This window comes from Psychrobacter sp. JCM 18900 (assembly GCF_904846625.1).
Lineage (GTDB): Bacteria > Pseudomonadota > Gammaproteobacteria > Pseudomonadales > Moraxellaceae > Psychrobacter.
In genome coordinates, this window is sequence record NZ_CAJHBL010000002.1 from 393723 (window position 1) to 412582 (window position 18860).

The 18860-nt window shown below is 41.6% G+C and carries 11 protein-coding genes; 4 read left to right on the forward strand and 7 right to left on the reverse strand.

What is annotated here, in order from left to right; all coding sequences use genetic code 11:
• Positions 1 to 1019 precede the first annotated feature (1019 nt).
• From JMX96_RS04605 to JMX96_RS04620, 4 genes are all read left to right on the forward strand, one after another.
• Entirely contained in the window at positions 1020 to 7043 is a 6024-nt protein-coding gene (locus JMX96_RS04605; protein WP_201567629.1) for a BapA/Bap/LapF family large adhesin, read from the forward strand.
• A gap of 361 nt (positions 7044 to 7404) precedes the next feature.
• On the forward strand, positions 7405 to 8943 hold the full coding sequence (locus JMX96_RS04610) for a TolC family protein (protein ID WP_227676918.1): 1539 nt from the start codon (positions 7405 to 7407) through the stop codon (positions 8941 to 8943).
• 74 nt (positions 8944 to 9017) lie between these two features.
• Positions 9018 to 11342, forward strand: coding sequence for a type I secretion system permease/ATPase (locus tag JMX96_RS04615; protein WP_201567631.1), 2325 nt, complete (start codon positions 9018 to 9020; stop codon positions 11340 to 11342).
• A 2-nt stretch (positions 11343 to 11344) separates the two neighbouring features.
• Positions 11345 to 12514 carry an HlyD family efflux transporter periplasmic adaptor subunit gene (locus JMX96_RS04620; RefSeq protein ID WP_057760587.1) on the forward strand — a complete coding sequence of 390 codons (1170 nt, stop codon included), beginning with the start codon at positions 11345 to 11347 and terminating at the stop codon, positions 12512 to 12514.
• Positions 12515 to 12628: 114 nt separating this feature from the next.
• Here the strand turns inward: JMX96_RS04620 and JMX96_RS04625 are convergent, their stop codons facing one another.
• The 7 genes from JMX96_RS04625 to JMX96_RS04655 form a co-directional block, all read right to left on the reverse strand.
• The gene (locus tag JMX96_RS04625; RefSeq protein WP_201567633.1) at positions 12629 to 13363 is read right to left on the reverse strand and encodes a hypothetical protein; all 735 of its coding nucleotides are present in this window, start codon (positions 13361 to 13363) and stop codon (positions 12629 to 12631) included.
• A gap of 87 nt (positions 13364 to 13450) precedes the next feature.
• Positions 13451 to 14443, reverse strand: a complete 993-nt coding sequence (locus JMX96_RS04630) for an acyltransferase (protein WP_201567634.1) — start codon at positions 14441 to 14443, stop codon at positions 13451 to 13453.
• A 532-nt stretch (positions 14444 to 14975) separates the two neighbouring features.
• Entirely contained in the window at positions 14976 to 15518 is a 543-nt protein-coding gene (locus JMX96_RS04635; protein WP_101205252.1) for a peroxiredoxin-like family protein, read from the reverse strand.
• 359 nt (positions 15519 to 15877) lie between these two features.
• The gene (yghU, locus tag JMX96_RS04640; RefSeq protein ID WP_101205251.1) at positions 15878 to 16765 is read right to left on the reverse strand and encodes a glutathione-dependent disulfide-bond oxidoreductase; all 888 of its coding nucleotides are present in this window, start codon (positions 16763 to 16765) and stop codon (positions 15878 to 15880) included.
• 70 nt (positions 16766 to 16835) lie between these two features.
• Positions 16836 to 17489 (reverse strand): DsbA family protein, encoded by a 654-nt coding sequence (locus JMX96_RS04645; protein WP_201567635.1) that lies wholly within the window; start codon positions 17487 to 17489, stop codon positions 16836 to 16838.
• A 110-nt stretch (positions 17490 to 17599) separates the two neighbouring features.
• On the reverse strand, positions 17600 to 18154 hold the full coding sequence (locus tag JMX96_RS04650; protein WP_201567636.1) for a carboxymuconolactone decarboxylase family protein: 555 nt from the start codon (positions 18152 to 18154) through the stop codon (positions 17600 to 17602).
• Between the two features lie 392 nt (positions 18155 to 18546).
• Positions 18547 to 18837 carry a putative quinol monooxygenase gene (locus JMX96_RS04655; protein ID WP_201567637.1) on the reverse strand — a complete coding sequence of 97 codons (291 nt, stop codon included), beginning with the start codon at positions 18835 to 18837 and terminating at the stop codon, positions 18547 to 18549.
• Positions 18838 to 18860 lie beyond the last annotated feature (23 nt).

The following is an 18860-nucleotide window of genomic DNA, read 5'->3' on the forward strand; positions in this document are numbered from 1 at the left end:
CATAAAATTAATATATTATAAGCAATACTCACTTTTGTGTGAGCCTTATCAAAAAAAGATACCAAATCAAAAAAAGATACCAAGTATCATCTTTTTTCATCTACCTTCAAAAAATAACAACCTTCCAAGTATCTTCTTATAGAAAATTAGCCTAAGCAATTAAATAGAATGCTTTTAAACAGCGCTTTTGGCTAATATTGTCTTTTTACCATCAAAAATTCTATTTGTTTTTATAAGCAATGAGAATGAATATTATTTATTTCCTTGCTATCTATTTATTACATAATCTTAATTTATAAAAAATATTTATTATGGTTTTTTTCTCTTGTCGAACCTACTCGTTATCTACGACGTTAACTACTGAAACGTGTCTATACAGGTTGATTCAGGAATTATGTCCCTTCTAAAAAGCAGGCTATATTTGTAAAATCGAATATTGTTTACAATTTAATAAAGAAACTATGTTGACCTGTAAGCCTAGCGTATTATTATAAAAGTAATAGCACAAAATATATCCGAAGCTTACTATGAAAAGCATACAAGTATTTTCTAACGAAAAACTAATATTTACAAAGTCTAATAATAAGTAACAAAAGTTCTCTAAACTATTTTTAAATTGGATATTTGTTGATAGAGTGCGTCGCTAAGAAAGATTAATATTTCTCTTACGTTACTATCATGAGTTGAAAAATATTTTGTTTTTATATTCGTTTTATTAAATATAAATAGTTTGTTAAGTTATTTTAAATAGTAAAATATATAGTAAAGTTTTTTTAATGAAAGGTTTGTAGAAGACTGTGAGAAAGCTGGCTGTTTAGTCAGGATTTCAGTTAAGTTTTAGTAAAAGATAGAGAATAGTTAGCTTTATATATAAATATATTTTTACAAGTGCATTTAACCAAAGTTCTTTGGAAAAAATGATTTAGAAGTGTTTTTCATTATCGCCTTATGAAATATTAATATTTTATCAAACAGCTATGTTTATATTTGGTCAAAATTAGTCAATCAAGGATGGTTTTATGAATACTATAATTGTGAAAGTTAATAATAAAGTTGAGACAGTTGCTGAGCATACAGTGGTCTTAAAAGATGAAACGCCTACAGTGATTAAAGCTGTTAATAGAACTAATTACGAGCTGCTTGATACAACCGTTAATCGTGCACCAAATAATGTTGTTACTAAAAGAGTAGATAAAAACCTTCATATTTCTTTTGAAAATGATGGACAGGGTCCAGACCTCATTATTGAGGGGTTTTATGATAATGCAGATAGTGCATTAATAGGTATTGCTGAAGATGGTAGCTATTACTACTATCTTCCCGATACAGGTGACGTGACAGACTATGTCACTGAACTACAAATGGGTGAAGCTCAAAGTCAATCATTAGCTGGAGATTCACAAATAAGCCCTTGGTGGGTTGGGGCCACAGAAGCTGAAGGTTTTGCGGCTTTACCATGGTTGTTGGGTCTAGCAGGTGTTGGTGTGGCGGCAGCGGCTTTAGGGGGAGGGGGCGGTGATGATAACGATAGCGCACCAGTAGACACCACCGCGCCTGATGCACCAACTGATATTTATGTTGGTAATGACGATGCCTTTATTAATGCTGCTGAGATCGATGACAATGGCAAAGTAGATGTAATTATCGGTTTACCTGATAATGCATCTGTTGGAGACATTATTACTGTTAATGGTATCAAGCAAAAATTGACTAATGATGACATCGAGAATAAAAACGTAACTGTTAAAATCAACGCACCAGCAGAAGGTGAAGCGCTTGACGTAACGGCAAGTATCACAGATGCAGCTGGTAATGAGTCAGACGAGCTGTCGGAAACAGTTGGTATTGTTGACACTATCGCCCCTGGAGAACAAGAAGATGCTGATCCAGTGGCGCCTGTTGTAGCCCTTTCTGATGACGAAGCTGGTGGAGTAAGTGCGTCAGAATTTGAAAATGGTGTTCAAGTTAATGTCACCTTGCCGCTAGGTACTGTGGCAGGCGACACTGTGACGCTGACCGTCACTCCTGATGGCGGAGTTCCGATCACTGTCGACTATGAAGTGACTGAAGATGATCTTGATGCAAGTATTGGTAACGGTGTGGCCATTGTCACCATTCAAAATAATATAGAAGATGGCATAACTGCCGATGGTGATTATAGTGTGACAGCCGTCGTGACCGATGTGGCAGGTAATAGTAGTATGACAAGTGAATCAGTTAACTTCACGGTAGACACGGCTCCACCTGGTGCTCCAAATATTGCTATCGGCAATGGTGACGCTTTGATCACCGCTGATGAGATTAGAGATAGTCAAGTCACTATCTCTATTGGTTTGCCAGATAATGCTTCTGTAGGTGACACTGTTACTGTCAATGGTGTTGATCAGCAACTAACTAATAATGACATCGCAAACAGTACGGCAACTGTAACTATTGATGCTCCATTAGAAGGTCAATCTCTGCAAGTCACTGCCAGTATCACAGACGTAGCTGGAAACAAGTCTACGGCTGTTACAGTTAGTGCAACTCGAGATACAGATGATGCGCCTGAAGCACCAGATGGTGTAGCTATCGGTAACGGAGATACCTTTATCACGGCTGATGAGATAGCGGGTAACCAGGTAGATGTTATTGTTGACTTGCCAGAGAGTTCGAGTGTTGGTTATACCGTGATCGTCAACGGTGTCGAAAAAGTTTTAACTAATGACGATATTGAAGCTGGTAATGTTGGGGTTGAAATACCCGCACCAGAAGAAGGAGCCGCATTAGAGGTTTCTGTCAAAATCGAAGATACGGCTGGTAATGTTTCCCCTACTGTAACAGCCAATGCTGTTCGAGACACCACGGCGCCTGACACACCGCTTGCAGCACCTGTCATCACCGACAACGTAGACGGCAATGGTGATCCGCTTGACCCTGCAGAAACCATTGCAAATCAAGGCATCACCAACGACAACACCCCAGGCGTGGTCATACCAGATAGTGAATTGGCCAACGGCACACCGACATTGTTGGTTGATGGCGTGGTCGTACCAGCCACCTTAGTGGGGAATACCCTAACACCAAACACACCGCTTGCTGATGACACCTATGCTATCAGCTATACCATCACAGATGCCGCCGGTAACGTGAGTGACGCATCTTCTGTGACGACCATAACGGTAGACACCATCGCCCCTGGCCAACAAGACGATGCAGATCAAGTGGCACCTATCGTGGCCCTTTCCGCTGACGAAGCTGGTGGAGTAAGTGCGTCAGAACTTGCAGATGGCGTTCAAACTCAAGTCACCTTACCAACGGGTACAGTTGCAGGCGACACCGTGACATTAACAGTAACATTGCCTGACAACAGTACTATCACCGTTGATTATGAATTGACCCCTGCTGATATCGCTAGTAATAGTACCAATGGCTTTGCCGTAGTCACCATTCCAAATACTGAAGAAGATGGCATCACTGCCGATGGCGATTATAGTGTGACTGCCGTCGTGACTGATGTGGCGGGTAATAGTAGTGTGACAAGTGAGTCAATTGACTTCACGGTAGACACCATCGCCCCTGGCCAACAAGACGATGCAGATCAAGTGGCACCTATCGTGGCCCTTTCCGCTGACGAAGCTGGTGGAGTAAGTGCGTCAGAACTTGCAGATGGCGTTCAAACTCAAGTCACCTTACCAACGGGTACAGTTGCAGGCGACACCGTGACATTAACAGTAACATTGCCTGACAACAGTACTATCACCGTTGATTATGAATTGACCCCTGCTGATATCGCTAGTAATAGTACCAATGGCTTTGCCGTAGTCACCATTCCAAATACTGAAGAAGATGGCATCACTGCCGATGGCGATTATAGTGTGACTGCCGTCGTGACTGATGTGGCGGGTAATAGTAGTGTGACAAGTGAGTCAATTGACTTCACGGTAGACACTAACGAAATCATTGCAGCGGCTGATAATTTCGTTGACTTCCAACTAACAGCTACACCTTTAGAAACTGAGAATCTGACACCAAGTGATCTGAATAAAACTGGTTTTACCGTGGTTAATGTAGGTTTAGGCCCAGTATTAAATGCAGGTGTGCTTGATGATGTTATTGCCAACTCAGTGATACTTGAAGTAGGTGAAGATCAAGTACGAGAAGTTAGAGTTCAAGGTGCAGCACTTGGAGTTCAAGTTCTGAGTACCATAGATTTGAGCTTGTACAAATTGAATGAGTCTACAAATGAATGGGAGTTACAGGAAGTAAAAGAAGACTGGGTAGTATCTTACTTATTAGGCGGCGCATCTCAAGAGACTGATTTTAGCTTGGATGAAGGAGAGTGGCTGTTTGTTATGTCTAGTGGTGAAGGTGTCTCTGCGCTCACTAATTACACCTTAAACTTTCTCTCTGATACTGTTTTGGACTATTCTCAAGCAACAGCGGTCAGCGGCTCTATTACAGGGAATGTGCTAGACGATGTCGATGCAAGCTTTGGTTATGATGAACTACCGACGAATGCGACGGTTACCTCAATTACGTCGGTCAATGGTGAAAAGCCGCTCGTAGAAGGTGAGGAGACTATTCAAGGAGAATACGGTACGCTGACAATATTCTCTGATGGCAGTTATGAGTATGAAGTGGATAGCAGTTTCCGTGGTCCGTATGGCAGCGAGGATAGCTTTACCTATACTGTGACATCACCTGATGGTAATAGCTCTTCTGCAGATCTTACTATTCAATTGAATATCTTACCGGTTGATAATCAAGTTAAAATAGATGAGAGCCTTGTAGTAGATATTGTGCCAAGCGTTGTCTTTGATACGACAGATTCTACGATCGTCGATGCATCAGGGTTTAGTATTGCTAATATAGGAATACTAGGGCCAATTCTTGATGCAGCTGCTTTAAGTGGTTCGGGTGTCATGCAATTCGCTGTGGGTGATAACCAAGTACGTGAATTAACTTTTAGAGGTGATGGCTTTAGTTTGGTTGGAGTAGATGTTGATTACGATCTGGCTGTCTATAGACAGGATGAGTCAACAGGTAATTTTGTCCAAGTGCATTTAGAAGATAATTGGTTTACAGCCGTTGGTCCCTTAAATCTTCCTGTTCTTGGGCAGGGTAATGGATCGTTAGAATTACAGTTCGGCGAAGGTGAGTATAGAGCAGTACTGATTGCTGGTGATGGCCTAAGTGTAATTGAGGGCACTAACTTGGCAATTACTTCCGATAAACTCTCTGACTATGATAACCCATCTACCTTTGAGGGTTCGATCGCTGGCAAAGATGCAACTGAAGATACAGGGATTGTATTACTAAAAGTGGACGATCAGATAATGGAGTCAAATGGAGCCACGGTGGTACAAGGTGAGTATGGCAGCTTAACAATTAATATTGATGGCACCTACGATTATACTGTCGCAAAACCTACTGATGCAGGTCCTGACTGGGTGCCGCCTTATGGAGAAGTAGAATCTTTCAATCTAGTGACTAAAGATGCAAATGGTCTGGTCGCTGTTGACACATTGAATATCAAAATCAGCACTCATACTGCGGTTGATGATTTCAATAACGTCACAGTGCAAGAAAGTAATGTCATCTCGACAATTAAGTATGAAGAAGAGGATGGTTTATTTACTAGTATTAATAACCCTTATTCTAAAACATTCACAGTTGCTGAACATGATGCCGCTGCTCCTGTTGAGGTGGAAGCGACCGCAAGTTCCCTTAATGCTCTTGGTTCTAAGATAACTATTACATATACTTTATTGAATACTACAACTAACGAGCTCTTTACTGAGTCAGTAGAAGGTGGAACGACAAATGCATCATTGAGTTCTTCATTACCTGATTTGCCAGCAGGTGATTATGTGCTTACGATCACTACTAGCAGAGGTAGCCTGCAGAGTATAGATTTTAATGCCACAGTTATTCATTCAGAAGATTATACATCTACAGTGGTCTCTGCTGTTACTGGTTCCTTGATTGATGGTAATGACAATGATCAAGGGCGGGACAATATTAGTACGCTAAAAGTGGATGGTAAGTCTGTATTCGTTAGTGATCCAAATCAAGGTGCAGAATCGATTGATATCGAAGGCTTGTATGGCACCTTGACAGTTAATAAAAATGGTAGCTATAGCTACTTACCAAACGGCGAAAGTTTTGGAATTGAACGCTTTACCTACGAGACGACTTCTGTGACTGGCGATAAAGAAACCGCTACCCTAGAGCTCAATGTTGGTAAAGGTATCACTGCTTCTGAGTTTGCTGATATTGCAGTTAGCTCTGCTGCAAATGACAGCTTTGTTATGGGCACAGGAGCTGATACCTTAGTCTTTGATAACTTAAATGGTATAAATGGTGGCAATGGCAACAACGGTGTTGATACTTGGAGCGACTTCAGTGCTCAACAGGGCGATCAGATTGATATTACTGGCTTACTGGACGGTAACCAAACGCTAGGTAATATCGGTGACTACCTGAAATACGAGAGTGGAACACTCATGGTAGATCGTAATGGTAACGCTGAGTTTGAAGCGATGTTGGAAGTAGATGCGAACGATCTTGATGATCTATTGGGTAGTATTAACTGGGGAGCGGAAGCTGGTGGCAGAGTCAACTTAATTGGAACGAACGGTGATGACGTCGTTGATATTGCTTATAATATCTCTGATGTGTCGCTCATCAATCTAGGTGATGGAGTAGATGCTATCAATCTAACTGGAGCAGGTCAGACGCTAAGTCTATCTGATATCTTCCAAACGGAAGTGCTCGATATTGGCGGTACTGGCGCCAATGCACTGTTAGTTCAAGCAGCAGATATAGCCAACTCAGGAACCTCTGATCCTATTTACGTGAAAGGAAATAGCGATGACACAGTAGATTTAGGTGGTGTCGGTGCTGATCTTAGCGACACAGATGGTGCTAATAGTCCTTCAGTTTGGATAGATTCAGGAACTGATGTCACAGATACTAATGGTCAAGTATATAATGTGTGGCAATTAGATAGTAATGCTGCTACGCAAATTTATATCGATACTGATATTACTGTCATCTAATATTGTCTGATTATCTTTTAATATAGAAAACGCTTCCAAAACGGAGGCGTTTTTCGCACTATTCACTTAATTAATTTTAAATATGAGATCAATGAAAAAATAGATTTTATGGGTGTTTCTATCGTGAGTTGCCCGTCCTTTTAGGGTAGCAGTTTACTCAAGAAGTTTTTTATTCAGTGTTATGCCAATGACGATGACTAAATAAACTTCCGTTATGCACAATTCTACTCCGTAGAGTACATTAGACTTTATTTAAATTATTATCTTATTGCCTTATAAGGTAAGTTTTAGTAAGGTTTAGTGCATAAAAGATCAACATTTATTCAAAAAACATTCATAGAGCTGATCACTGAAAAATAATATGAAAAATTCGTCAAATCGTAAGCAGTCACTTCGTAGTATTTCAGTGCGCCATTTTATGACCGCTTTGGCGACTGGTATATGTTTTACCATGACTTCACACGCAGTAGTAGCAGATTTCCAAATCAATAGCCTAGTGGCGCAGGCAATTCAAACGCATCCTTTAGTAGGGTCGGCTCGAGCGAGTCAACAAGCAACTACCGAAGGAATTAATGCGGCCAAATTAAACCTTTTACCAACGCCAAGCGTAAGCTCAGGTTACGATAGAGACAATGATTTCGTCTCAGAGGTGACCATTCGCCAGCCCCTATGGACAGGGGGTAAGCTCACCGCAGATGTCAATCAAGCCATATTCGATGATAAAGCTGCTGTAGAGTATATCTACGAGCAGCAAAACCTAGTGGCCAAAACAACGATTGATGCTTGGCAAAGCTATATCCAAGCCGTCGCTACACAAAGCGTCCATGTGGAGAATTTAAAAGAGCTGAATGATTTTGAAGCCATGATGCAGCGACGCGTTGGTCAAGGTGTATCGGCTCGTATTGAGCTTGATCTGGTGACTAACCGCATCCTACAAGAGCAAACATCTTATCAAGCGGCAGTTGAGCAGCAACGTATCGCCGCTGCTAGGCTAGAACAAATCATTGGTCAACCATTGTCTCAGATGAGTGTCACGAGCATACCGAATCTTAAGGTGTTGGTAAATCAAGCCAAGCAGCAATCCGTTGACTTTGAAAGAATGGCATTTGATAGAGCTGGATTTTACAATCCTACCGTTGTAAAAGAGCACTTCCAAATTGAATCCGCTAAGCAAGGTGTCGAATCACAGCAAGCCGCTCGTTACCCAACCATCTATGCCCAATATGAGCATGCTTACTATCATGAGGATAACGAAAACGATGGTAAGTTCTCTGTAGGGTTGAGCTATGCACCAGGTGCTGGATTTTCCAATTTTGCGCTAGCACGAGCTTCACAGGCAGAGGTCAACAGCCTAGTGCAAAACCAAGAAGCTGCACGCCGTAATGTTATCGAAAACATTCAAGTACAGTATCAGCAGTTTGTCAGTGCCAAAGACCGAGAAACCTCGTTGGTCGCTGCTGTAGCAGGGGCACAAATTGTGGTCAGCTCTTATCGCCGGCAATTCATCGCAGGACGCAAGTCATGGCTTGAAGTACTAAACGCTGTCCGTGAGCATAACGATTATCAAGTCCAGCTGGTACAAACTCGCTCAGAAATGTTGGGTGCATTTTATAGACTACAAGTAGATTTTGGCATTATGCAGTGGCAGCAGTTCTCTCATAATCGTGACCCAGTGACTTTGTTTAGCCCAGCCAACTCTGTCAAGCAATGGCTCAATAAGCAAGACAGAAACAGCGCTAGCAGTCATTTCGGTTATGGAAACAACGCAGCAGAAGAATATATCGATATTAAGCTGCCCGAGACGGCAGAGCAAAGCTTGAACAATGGTGAGTATCTCATGTTAAATGATGATTACAGTATTACGCCGATAACTGATCAAGAGAATATGACAAATAAGTAAATCAGAAAGTCATATAAATAGGCGTAAATTATCCTACATACGCAACCATCTAAAATATTAAATAAGCGATTAATATGAGTGCACAATTACAAAAGACACCGTCTCAGTCTGTTGACCACCATGAGCTGCAACACTCAGAGCAGGTTGATCTGACCGAAACGCTGACTGATGCGATTAAGCATTTACTCGGACAGCAAGGCTATCCAGTAGACAATATACGGCTCCATGATGTCGTCAAACGTCATAGTGAGCAGTCGGACAGACAAGGTCAAAGTATTCATGAGTTAGGCGGTGTCATTGCAGTATTACAAGGCATTGGCATAACCGATACACCAGAAATACTAGAGCACCCTGATGCCGCTTTTTTGCCCTTACTAGCGTATCGAACGGATTTAGGTTGGGGTGTGATTGATAGCCAAACGCCGCAAAAAAGCTGGAACTTTAGACAAGCAAACCAGCAGGTACATACGCGTACCGAAGAATTGACTTTGGTCATGCGTATTCGTCTAAAAGAAGATCATATTAAGCAGCGAAAGGCCTCATTTTCTGATCTATTAAAGTCTGATTTGGGTAATTATAAAGGTATTTTAGCTGAAGCCGTTATCGCCACTTTTCTGATTAACATGCTGGCATTAGCCGTTTCTCTGTTTTCTATGCAGGTTTATGACCGTGTCATACCAACGCGTAGTGAATACACGCTAATCATTTTAGCCAGTGGCGTCTTCTTAGTGATCATGTTTGAAGCGTTTATGAAATTTTCTCGCTCAAGAATCATGGATAAGGTCGTCGTCGGTCTAGACCAGTATCTATCTCGAGAAGTATTCCAACGTCTACTCAAAGTACGTATCGACCAAATGCCGGGGTCAGTTGGCTCTATGGCAGCACAATTACGTGGTTATGAGCAGGTACGTAGCTTTTTTACGGCGAGCACGCTTTTTGGTTTAGTCGATTTGCCCATGACCATTATTTTTATCAGCTTAGTGGCTTTTATTGGCTCACCATTAGTCGCTGTTGTGCCAGTAATAGCGGCAGTAATTGCAATTACGATGGGGCTAATTGCACGCAAACGCATCGATGCCATTGCATCAGAGGGCGCGACTGCTTCTTATTATAAGACAGGTCTGTTAGTAGAAGCTGTGGAAGGCGTCGAGACAATAAAAGCTGGGGCAGGCAGCTGGAAGTTTCTCTCGCGTTGGTTGGACGTGATGGATGTCACCATCAAAAACGACTTGGATATGAAGCATGCCAATGACAACTTAACGTATTTTACGCAGATGCTACAGCAAGTAAGCTACGTTGGTATCGTGATAGTCGGGTCATTTGTCGTTATGCAAGGTGATATGACAATGGGCGGACTGATTGCCTGCTCGATACTTGGTGGTAGAGTGTTGGCGCCTGTTATGGCGATACCCAATCTGCTAGTACAGTATGCTCATGCCAAAGCCGCCAAAATGAATATCGAGAGTCTGTTTGCACTAGAGCAAGACAACCAAGGCGTTGCATATCCATTATCGCCTACGCATATAAAAGGCGCGTATCAGTGCGATGGATTGTCGTTCAATTACCAAGGCAACGATCGACCAGCCATTACGGTTCCGCAACTATCGATTAAACCAGGAGAGCGTATAGCGATACTTGGGCCTATTGGCTCAGGTAAATCTACCTTGCTTAAGGTGCTAGCAGGACTGTATGCACCAACGGAAGGGCGCGTGTTGTTAGACGGACTTGATATACATCAGATCAGCCGTGAGACACTTAGTGAGCGCTTGGGTTATCTGCAACAAGATCATCGATTGTTCCAAGGAACCCTGCGTGAGAACCTATTAATCGGTATGGCAGCGCCCAATGATGATGTCCTTCAAGAGACTTTAAACAGGACAGGGCTAATCAACTTAGTATCTAGTCATTCAAGTGGTCTTGACCTACCGATCAGTGAAGGCGGTAAAGGACTATCGGGCGGACAAAAGCAACTGGTAGCATTTACCCGTTTATTATTGACCAAACCTGATGTGTTTTTGCTAGATGAACCAACAGCTTCTATGGATAACCGACAAGAGCAGCGCTGCCTACAAGTGCTACGTCAGGAGTTGACGCAAGGGCAAACGTTTATTGTATCTACCCACAAGACAGCATTGCTAGACTTGGTAGATCGGCTAATCATTATGGATAACCAGCGTATTATTATCGATGGTCCAAAACAAGCTGTACTTGATGAGCTCAGAAAAAACGATCAAGCAAAAAATAAAACCACCGTGCAGCAAAAAGGTAAAATAGTTAACAAAGCTAATCAACCGTCAAAAGAAGGTGCCGACGAAAATAAGCCTGCTACCTCTAGAGTTAGAAATATCAGTGTAAAACCCATCAGTGCTCAACATTCAACAGACGATCAAGGGAAGTAGGCATGTCAGAGTATAAGTACACACCCACTAAACCACAGGTTAATCGTTCAAGGTTGAGTATTTGGATAGCATTAATCGGGATCGTCACTTTAATTGTCTGGGCCTCATTTGCCAAGATTGACCAAGTGACCCGTGCGCAAGCAACGGTAATCGCCAGTGCTCGAACGCAAGAAATCCAAGCGTCAGAAGGCGGCGTATTGACTCAGTTGGCTGTCACAGAAGGTGAAGAGGTTAAGGCAGGTCAGTTATTGGTAGTGTTGGAGGAAGAACGTGCTAAAGCGGCTGTTGATAATTCTGCTTCTAAAACAGCTGCATTGACTGCTAAGCTAGCAAGACTAAATGCTGAAATTTTTGAAAAACCGTTGGTATTTCCTAAAGGGGTACAGGACTATCCTGAGTACGTGCAAAACCAAAGGGCGCTATATAACAGACGTCGTCAAGCCATCAATGAAGAAGTATCTTCCCTTGAAAAAATGCTAGTGCTGGCACGTCAAGAGTTGCGTATGAACGAGCCTTTATTAAAGTATGGCGATGTGAGTCAGGCTGATGTTATCAAGCTCAGTCGTCAAGTTGCTGATATCGAAGCGCAGATTAATAACAAGCGCAATAAGTACTTTGAAGAAGCACAGGCTGAAATGACCAAGGCTCAAGAAGAGTTAGATACAGAGCTTGAGCAATTGCGAGATCGGGCGCAAGTACTTGAAGAGAAACGTTTGATGGCTCCCACAGAAGGTAAAATTAAAAACATCAATGTGACCACTATTGGCGGTGTCGTCAAGCCCGGCGAGGTCATCATGCAGATTCTACCGACCAGTAGTGACTTGGTTATAGATGCCAAGGTCAGTCCTGCTGATATTGCTTATGTCAAAGAAGGTCAAGAAGCGACGGTTAAGCTCGATGCTTATGATTACTCTATCTTTGGAGCCATGAAAGGGACAGTCAACTATATCAGTCCAGATACGCTAATGGAGCAAACACCTAAAGGCGAAGAGCCTTACTACCGTGTATTAATTGTGATTAATGGTGCTGAGTTTAAGGGGCGCGGTGATGAGATTGTCATCAAACCTGGTATGACAGCTTCTGTCGATATTAAAGCGATGGAGCGTACGGTATTGTCTTATTTGACTAAGCCAATTACTAAAACCTTATCAGAAGGTTTGGGTGAGCGCTAACAGTTTAATATTGAGTATTTATTGATAAGATAATAAAAACCCCAGTTAATCGCTGGGTTTTTTTATATAGAGGTATTGAGTCTAATTGTGCTACTGCTTATCACTCTTATATTCTTAGTTAGAATTTTCAGGAAGTCTTTGGCTAGTCGTCTCTTTTCTTAACTGTTGTTGCTCATCAATTTTCTGCTGATTGCGCTTTTTAACTTCGTTGATAGCCGCACTCAATTGATCATTTATTGCTTCCACTTCAGATTTTGCTGAAAGATAGTCTTTATCTATTTTGACATTACTTTTTTGAGCAGGGACGTCTATATCCAGCAAGCTTGCATTGTTTTTAATTTCTTCTAATTTATCATCAGTGTTCGCAACTATAGACTGGGTATTGCTAACTGTTTGAGCATTTGGTGTCCTGTCCTTTTGCGGAGGAGTTTTGTTTGCTTGAGGTGATTCTATCGATGTAGAAGCTGGTTTTTTGGGCTTATTATCGATGTTATTGGCAGTTGAAGAAGTGGGTGCTTTTCTGCTTTCCACGTTGGCTGTTTGCTCATCACTACTTGTTAGCTGAGATGCTTCAGGCTCATTACCAATCTCAGATTTTTTATTGACCGTGTCTTCTATATTGTCGTTAGTGTCATTAGATGTCTTAGTGCTGGTGACAGTAGTGGTATAGACTTTTTCAGGTAGATCTACATTGTTGATAAGAGCAGGTTCAGTCGTGTTCGTTTGGCTATCAGCTACTTCTACTGAATCCGTCTGATGAGTGTTGAGATAGAAAACAAAGAAAACCCCAACATGTACTAATACTGCAAGGCACAACGCCCAAAACCATTTTTCGAGGAACTTCATCATTATATGGCTTTACCTTTATCATATTAGTACACGTGCGACACACCTTGAGGTTATCAAGTAATTAGGATTGTTGGTAGAGAGAATAGGCTAAGCCTGTTTAATATTATCTTTAATTTCAGAGTCTCTATTTCCAGAGTCATTGCTCTCAAAGTCAGCCAGCATTTCTGTGATAAGTTGATCCTTTTGATGCCATATTTGCTCTACCCAATCAAACATTTGCGCTTTTATCGCTTCATCTGTTTCGTAACCGCCGTTTTTGATCGCAGTAAACAGATCTTCGGGTATCTCAATATGTCGCACATCGACGCCTAGACGTTTGATATTGCCTTTCCATAGATCGCTATAAGTGGGTACACCGTCTGGGTAGACAATCGTCATGTCCAAAATCCCATCGATCTCTTCCCCTAAGGCACTCATAGCCAGTGATAACCCGCCAGCGCGTGGTTTAAGTAAATGCGTATATGGGGATTCTTGCTTATCGTGTTTGCTAGGGGTAAAGCGAGTCCCTTCTAGATAGTTCAATAGCGTAAAAGGCTTGTCCTTGAGCAACGCACACGCTCGTTTCGCTTCTTCGATATCCTTACCCTTTAGAGCAGGGTTTTTGGCTATGGCTTCTTTGGAATGTCGACGCATCATAGGAAAGTCGAGAAAGTAGAAAGCCTGACCAATGACAGGGATGTATATGAGCTCAAACTTGGTAAAAAAGCGCGTCAATGGTAAACGTTTTTCGCTAATATATTGCACGATACTGGTATCAACCCATGACTGATGATTGCTCACCAGTAGATACTTACCGTTGGTATGCACATCATCAGGTAAGTTAATGCGCCAGTCTTTGCGCGGTAATACGTTATCGATCAATGCATTGTTACTATTGATCCAATAGTTCGTCACATCGATAACGGCTTTGTCAGCGATGGCAGCACCCGTAATAGCCTTGGTAGCACCCATTACCCATACAGGTAAACCAGCTAACATACTATTAAAAGTGATAACGCTGGTTGCTGTCGTCAGTGAGGCAGCTTTGCCCAATTTTGGAGCGCGTTCATGTAGTTTTTGAACGATTGATTTCAATCGCATATCGAATCCTTTTACTCATACCTATGATGAGATATTGATAATGTTGCTGCATGATTTTAGCAGAAATCAATCTCAGTGTACGAGTGTTAACAACAAATAATAAACAGCATTTATAAATCAGAACGTACAATCGTATCAAGATTTAGCCGAAACGAAAGACAAATCAAACCATAAAAACAGTCTGTTTTATCTATAAAAATAAATCGATAAAAGAAGAAATAGAGATTACTTAAAAGGGAAAGTGGTTGTAGTTGATATTTCGAGCTCAAATATAGCTCTTATATGTTGGCTAGTCTATGAGTTTCGTTTAGAACCTCTTTTTATAGATTGACCTTACTACTCAAACATTAGTACTGAGCAAATACTAATGAACTTAGAGATGAAGCGACTGCGTTTGATAGCAGTTAAGTTATCAATAAACAAAAAAAGGGCGTATCAAGAATTATCTCGATACGCCCTCTATAATTTAACTGGTTAGATATTGATCAGCTAAATAATCGAGTGAATCAACACTCTATATCTACTATATCAATTAACCGTGCATACCACGGATAGGGTAGTTGTTTTCTGGATTTCTAACAAAAGCCAAACCGTTTGCCAAGGCTTCAAGATCTGGTCTAGAGAATGGTGCGTTCGAGATATCAACGATATGCACTTTTCCTTCAGCATTGATAACGAACACAGCAGGCTCAGCGAAAGGATGATCAGTTTCTTTTTCTGAACGTGGGTCAGAGATGTATAGACCTAGCGTGTTCATCTGCTCGATAGTCAAACCATAAGCCATAGGGAAGCTGACATCTATTTGATCTAGATGACCTTCTAACTGCTCTTTGCTATCTGCAGATACTGCGATGATATCGACGCCGACGTCATAGAAAGATTGTTTTACTGTCTCTAAGGTATTTAAGTATTTTGTGCAAATTGGGCAGTGCTTACCACGGTACACAACGACCAGTTTCCAGTCATGACCGTTTTCGGGTTTGCCTAATGAAGTCATTTCACCGTTTAATACTTGTACTTCCATTTCAGGAAACGTTGTGCCGGCTTGAATTTTTTGAGCATAATCTGTTGACATAGTTCTTATCCTTTTTAATAGTATTTTTATGGTTGGTTGGTATTTAACAGCCTTACATTAGCAGTCTTAAGTGCAAAAGTATTGGATGTTTACAGTAGTCCCAAGTAGTAATAGGAAAAGTTAACATTACCTTTAAAATCGATTAATAAGACTACTTAGGTAAGCTAGGGCGTGTCCTCATTTTAAAAATGGTGATAAAAATGAGATAAATTGCAGTCAAACAAGAAAAATAGCGCAGATAATATCGAGATATTAGTCAGCTATTTGACGCCGTTTGGCAAGATTTAGCCATTTTTAACCCATTTAGATGACTATCGATTGAATTGAGGACACGCCCTAGTAAGTCATAGACGAAGCGTCTATTTTTTTGCTTCTTCAGTTGTCTGAGCGTCTAATTTATCTTGAGTTTTTAACTCAAAATCTGAAGCATCATGACGTTCGTGTAATTGCTCAGCAGGTTCACCCCAAGTGCGATTCACCTTGCGACCACGTTGCACAGCAGGACGTTCTAAAATCTCAGTTGCCCAGCGACGCACATTTGGATAGCTCTCAACTTGTAAAAACTCTCCTGCATTATATGCTTCGCCTAGTATTAAGTTGCCATACCAAGGCCAAGTGGCGATATCTGCAATCGTATACTCATCGCCACCTAGATAGCGATTTTCTGCAAGCTCACGTTCTAGTACATCTAATTGGCGTTTTACTTCCATCGTAAATCGATTGATAGGGTACTCAAACTTTTCTGGTGCATAAAAGTAGAAATGTCCAAAACCGCCACCCAAGTAAGGAGCAGAGCCTTGTAACCAGAAGAGCCAATTCATCACTTCAGTGCGTGCTGCTGCATCTTTAGGCAGTAGTTTTCCGAATTTTTCGGCCAGATAAAATAAAATAGCGCCACTCTCAAACACACGACTACCAGTCTCTGTATCTAAAAGCACAGGAATTTTTGAGTTTGGATTTAGCTCAACGAAACCTGATGAGAACTGTCCGCCTTCACCAATTTGAATCAGGTGCGCGTCGTACTCAGCTTCTGTCACACCTAACGCCAACAACTCTTCGACCATAATGGTGACTTTTTGGCCGTTAGGGGTGCCCATTGAGTAGATCTGCAACGGATGTTTGCCGCGAGGTAGTTCTGCTTCATGCGTTGGGCCAGCGATAGGGCGGTTGACGCTTGCCCACTTACCGCCGCTTTCTGCATCCCATGTCCAGACGCTAGGTGGCTCGTAATGATTAGTGTTTGACATAATGATGATACCTTTTTATATACTGTGCTCAGTAGGGTGTAATTGGTAAATCAGATCCAGTTTATTGTTTTTATTCTGGCATGTCTGCTAGTTGCTTTAAGATGTTTTTGTAGTTTTCTACACCTTGTGCGCCGCTCACCAGATGCCGACCATTAAAGATAACGGATGGTACGCTTTGAACACCTTGCTGCTTTGAATGCTGTACGGCTTCACGTATCACATTGGCAAAGCGTTGATCTGCGATAACGGCAAGCGCCTCAACACGATCGAGCCCAATATCTGCTGCGACGTCTGCCAGTACGGTACTATCAGCCACGTTTTTATTATCAACGAAATGCGCAACGAACAATGCTTGTTTTAGGTCGTGCATACGTCCTTTCTGATCAGCCCAATGCAGTAACTGATGCGCATTAAAAGTATTGTAAGTACGAAAATCATCGGTAAACTGAAAATTAAATCCAGCTTCTGCACCTGCTGCTGTCATTCTAGCTCGACTCTCTTTAACGTCCTCAGCAGTCGTACCGTACTTCTCCATAATATGCTCACGATAGTTTCGTCCTTCGTGCGGCGTATTAGGATTTAACTCAAATGGATGCCAATGAATCTCGTGAGGCGTGTTGGTTTGTTTTAGTGCCTCGGCCAGTTGACTATAGCCGATAGCGCACCAAGGGCATACAACGTCTGACACGATATCTATTTGTAAGGGTTTTTTTGCCTGTTCCATAAGATCTCTCATTAGCGATAAATTAAAATGAAAAACTGCTGCCCGAAGATGTTTCGAACAACAGTATGAAAACATCAAATGGACTGTGTCAGCGTTAGACGAAAAACGTATTAGTCAGCTTTGTGCCATTCAAATTTCTGGAATGGTTTGTCGACTGGGGTATTAGCTAGGTGGTTCGTGTAGTTGCTCATGACTTTTTGAGCAGCACCAAGAATAACCTCAAGAATCTGACGCTTAGTGTAGCCAGCATCTAAAAATGCTTGAACCGCGCTGTCATCAACGTTACCACGATTACGTACGACAGAAAGTGTAAAGTCACGTAGTGCTTCTAGACGTGCAGTTGGTAGTGGCGTCTCATCACGTAATGCATCCGTGATAGCGTCATCTACTTTCATGCTTTTAGCGATACCAGTATGCGCAGGTACACAGTAATGGCAAGCATGTTCAACATTGATAGTTTGCCATACAACAGTCGTTTCTTCATCATCAAAGCTACTGTCTAAAAACAGTTGATGTAGCTGTTGGTAGCCTTCTAGCAAGCCAGGCGCTTCAGCCATCACGGCGTGTAGGTTAGGTACCATGCCAAATGCTTTGATAGAAGAATCAAGTAAGTCTTTGCTTTCTGCTGGGGCTGTGTCTTTATCGTGTAGAGTAAATTCGGTCATAACATAATTCCTAATAATAGGTTTGAGATTTAGTGTGTTTTAGAGTTTTCATGCTCGCTTAAAAGCAGTCGCTGATTTACATTTAATTATTGGCTTGAGTAGTTACTCAAAATTAGCAACTTTGCTTAGTAAGCGAGTCAATAGAGACTACTATAAATGATATTGAGCAATCGCTCAATAATTATTTGAGTAATCGTTCAAGTAAATTGTAATGGATCAATTACATTCCTCTGATTAATTCATATTATTCTATTAATATCAGTATCTTAAGAAGGTAACACTGTGTAAGTAATAAGAGAAAATAACGGTAAAAAAGTGATTGTTAGCGTTAATAACGTTATTTTCCCTAGTATTACGGACAAAGCTTATTGAAATGATTGAGTGAAACAAAATTAATTAACTTCTGTCATCTCATGCAGCACGAATGATTCAACTGCGCCTTCTGTTGCGGCAGAGAAGTCTTTTAGATGTTGGTTTTCCATATGGATTTGCCATAGCTCGCGGGTGGCCCAGCTTTCATGAAACATAAAGTGAGAGGGTTTTTCATTATCTTGGAACAAATCATAACGAATACAGCCTTCTTCACTGCGGGTAGCTGGTATGAGTTTTTCGAGCTCAGCTTTTACGAGAGTGATGCTATCGTCCTTTGCTGTTATATGGGCGATGACGGTCAATGTAGTCATTTCTAATCCTTTGAATTGGTGTG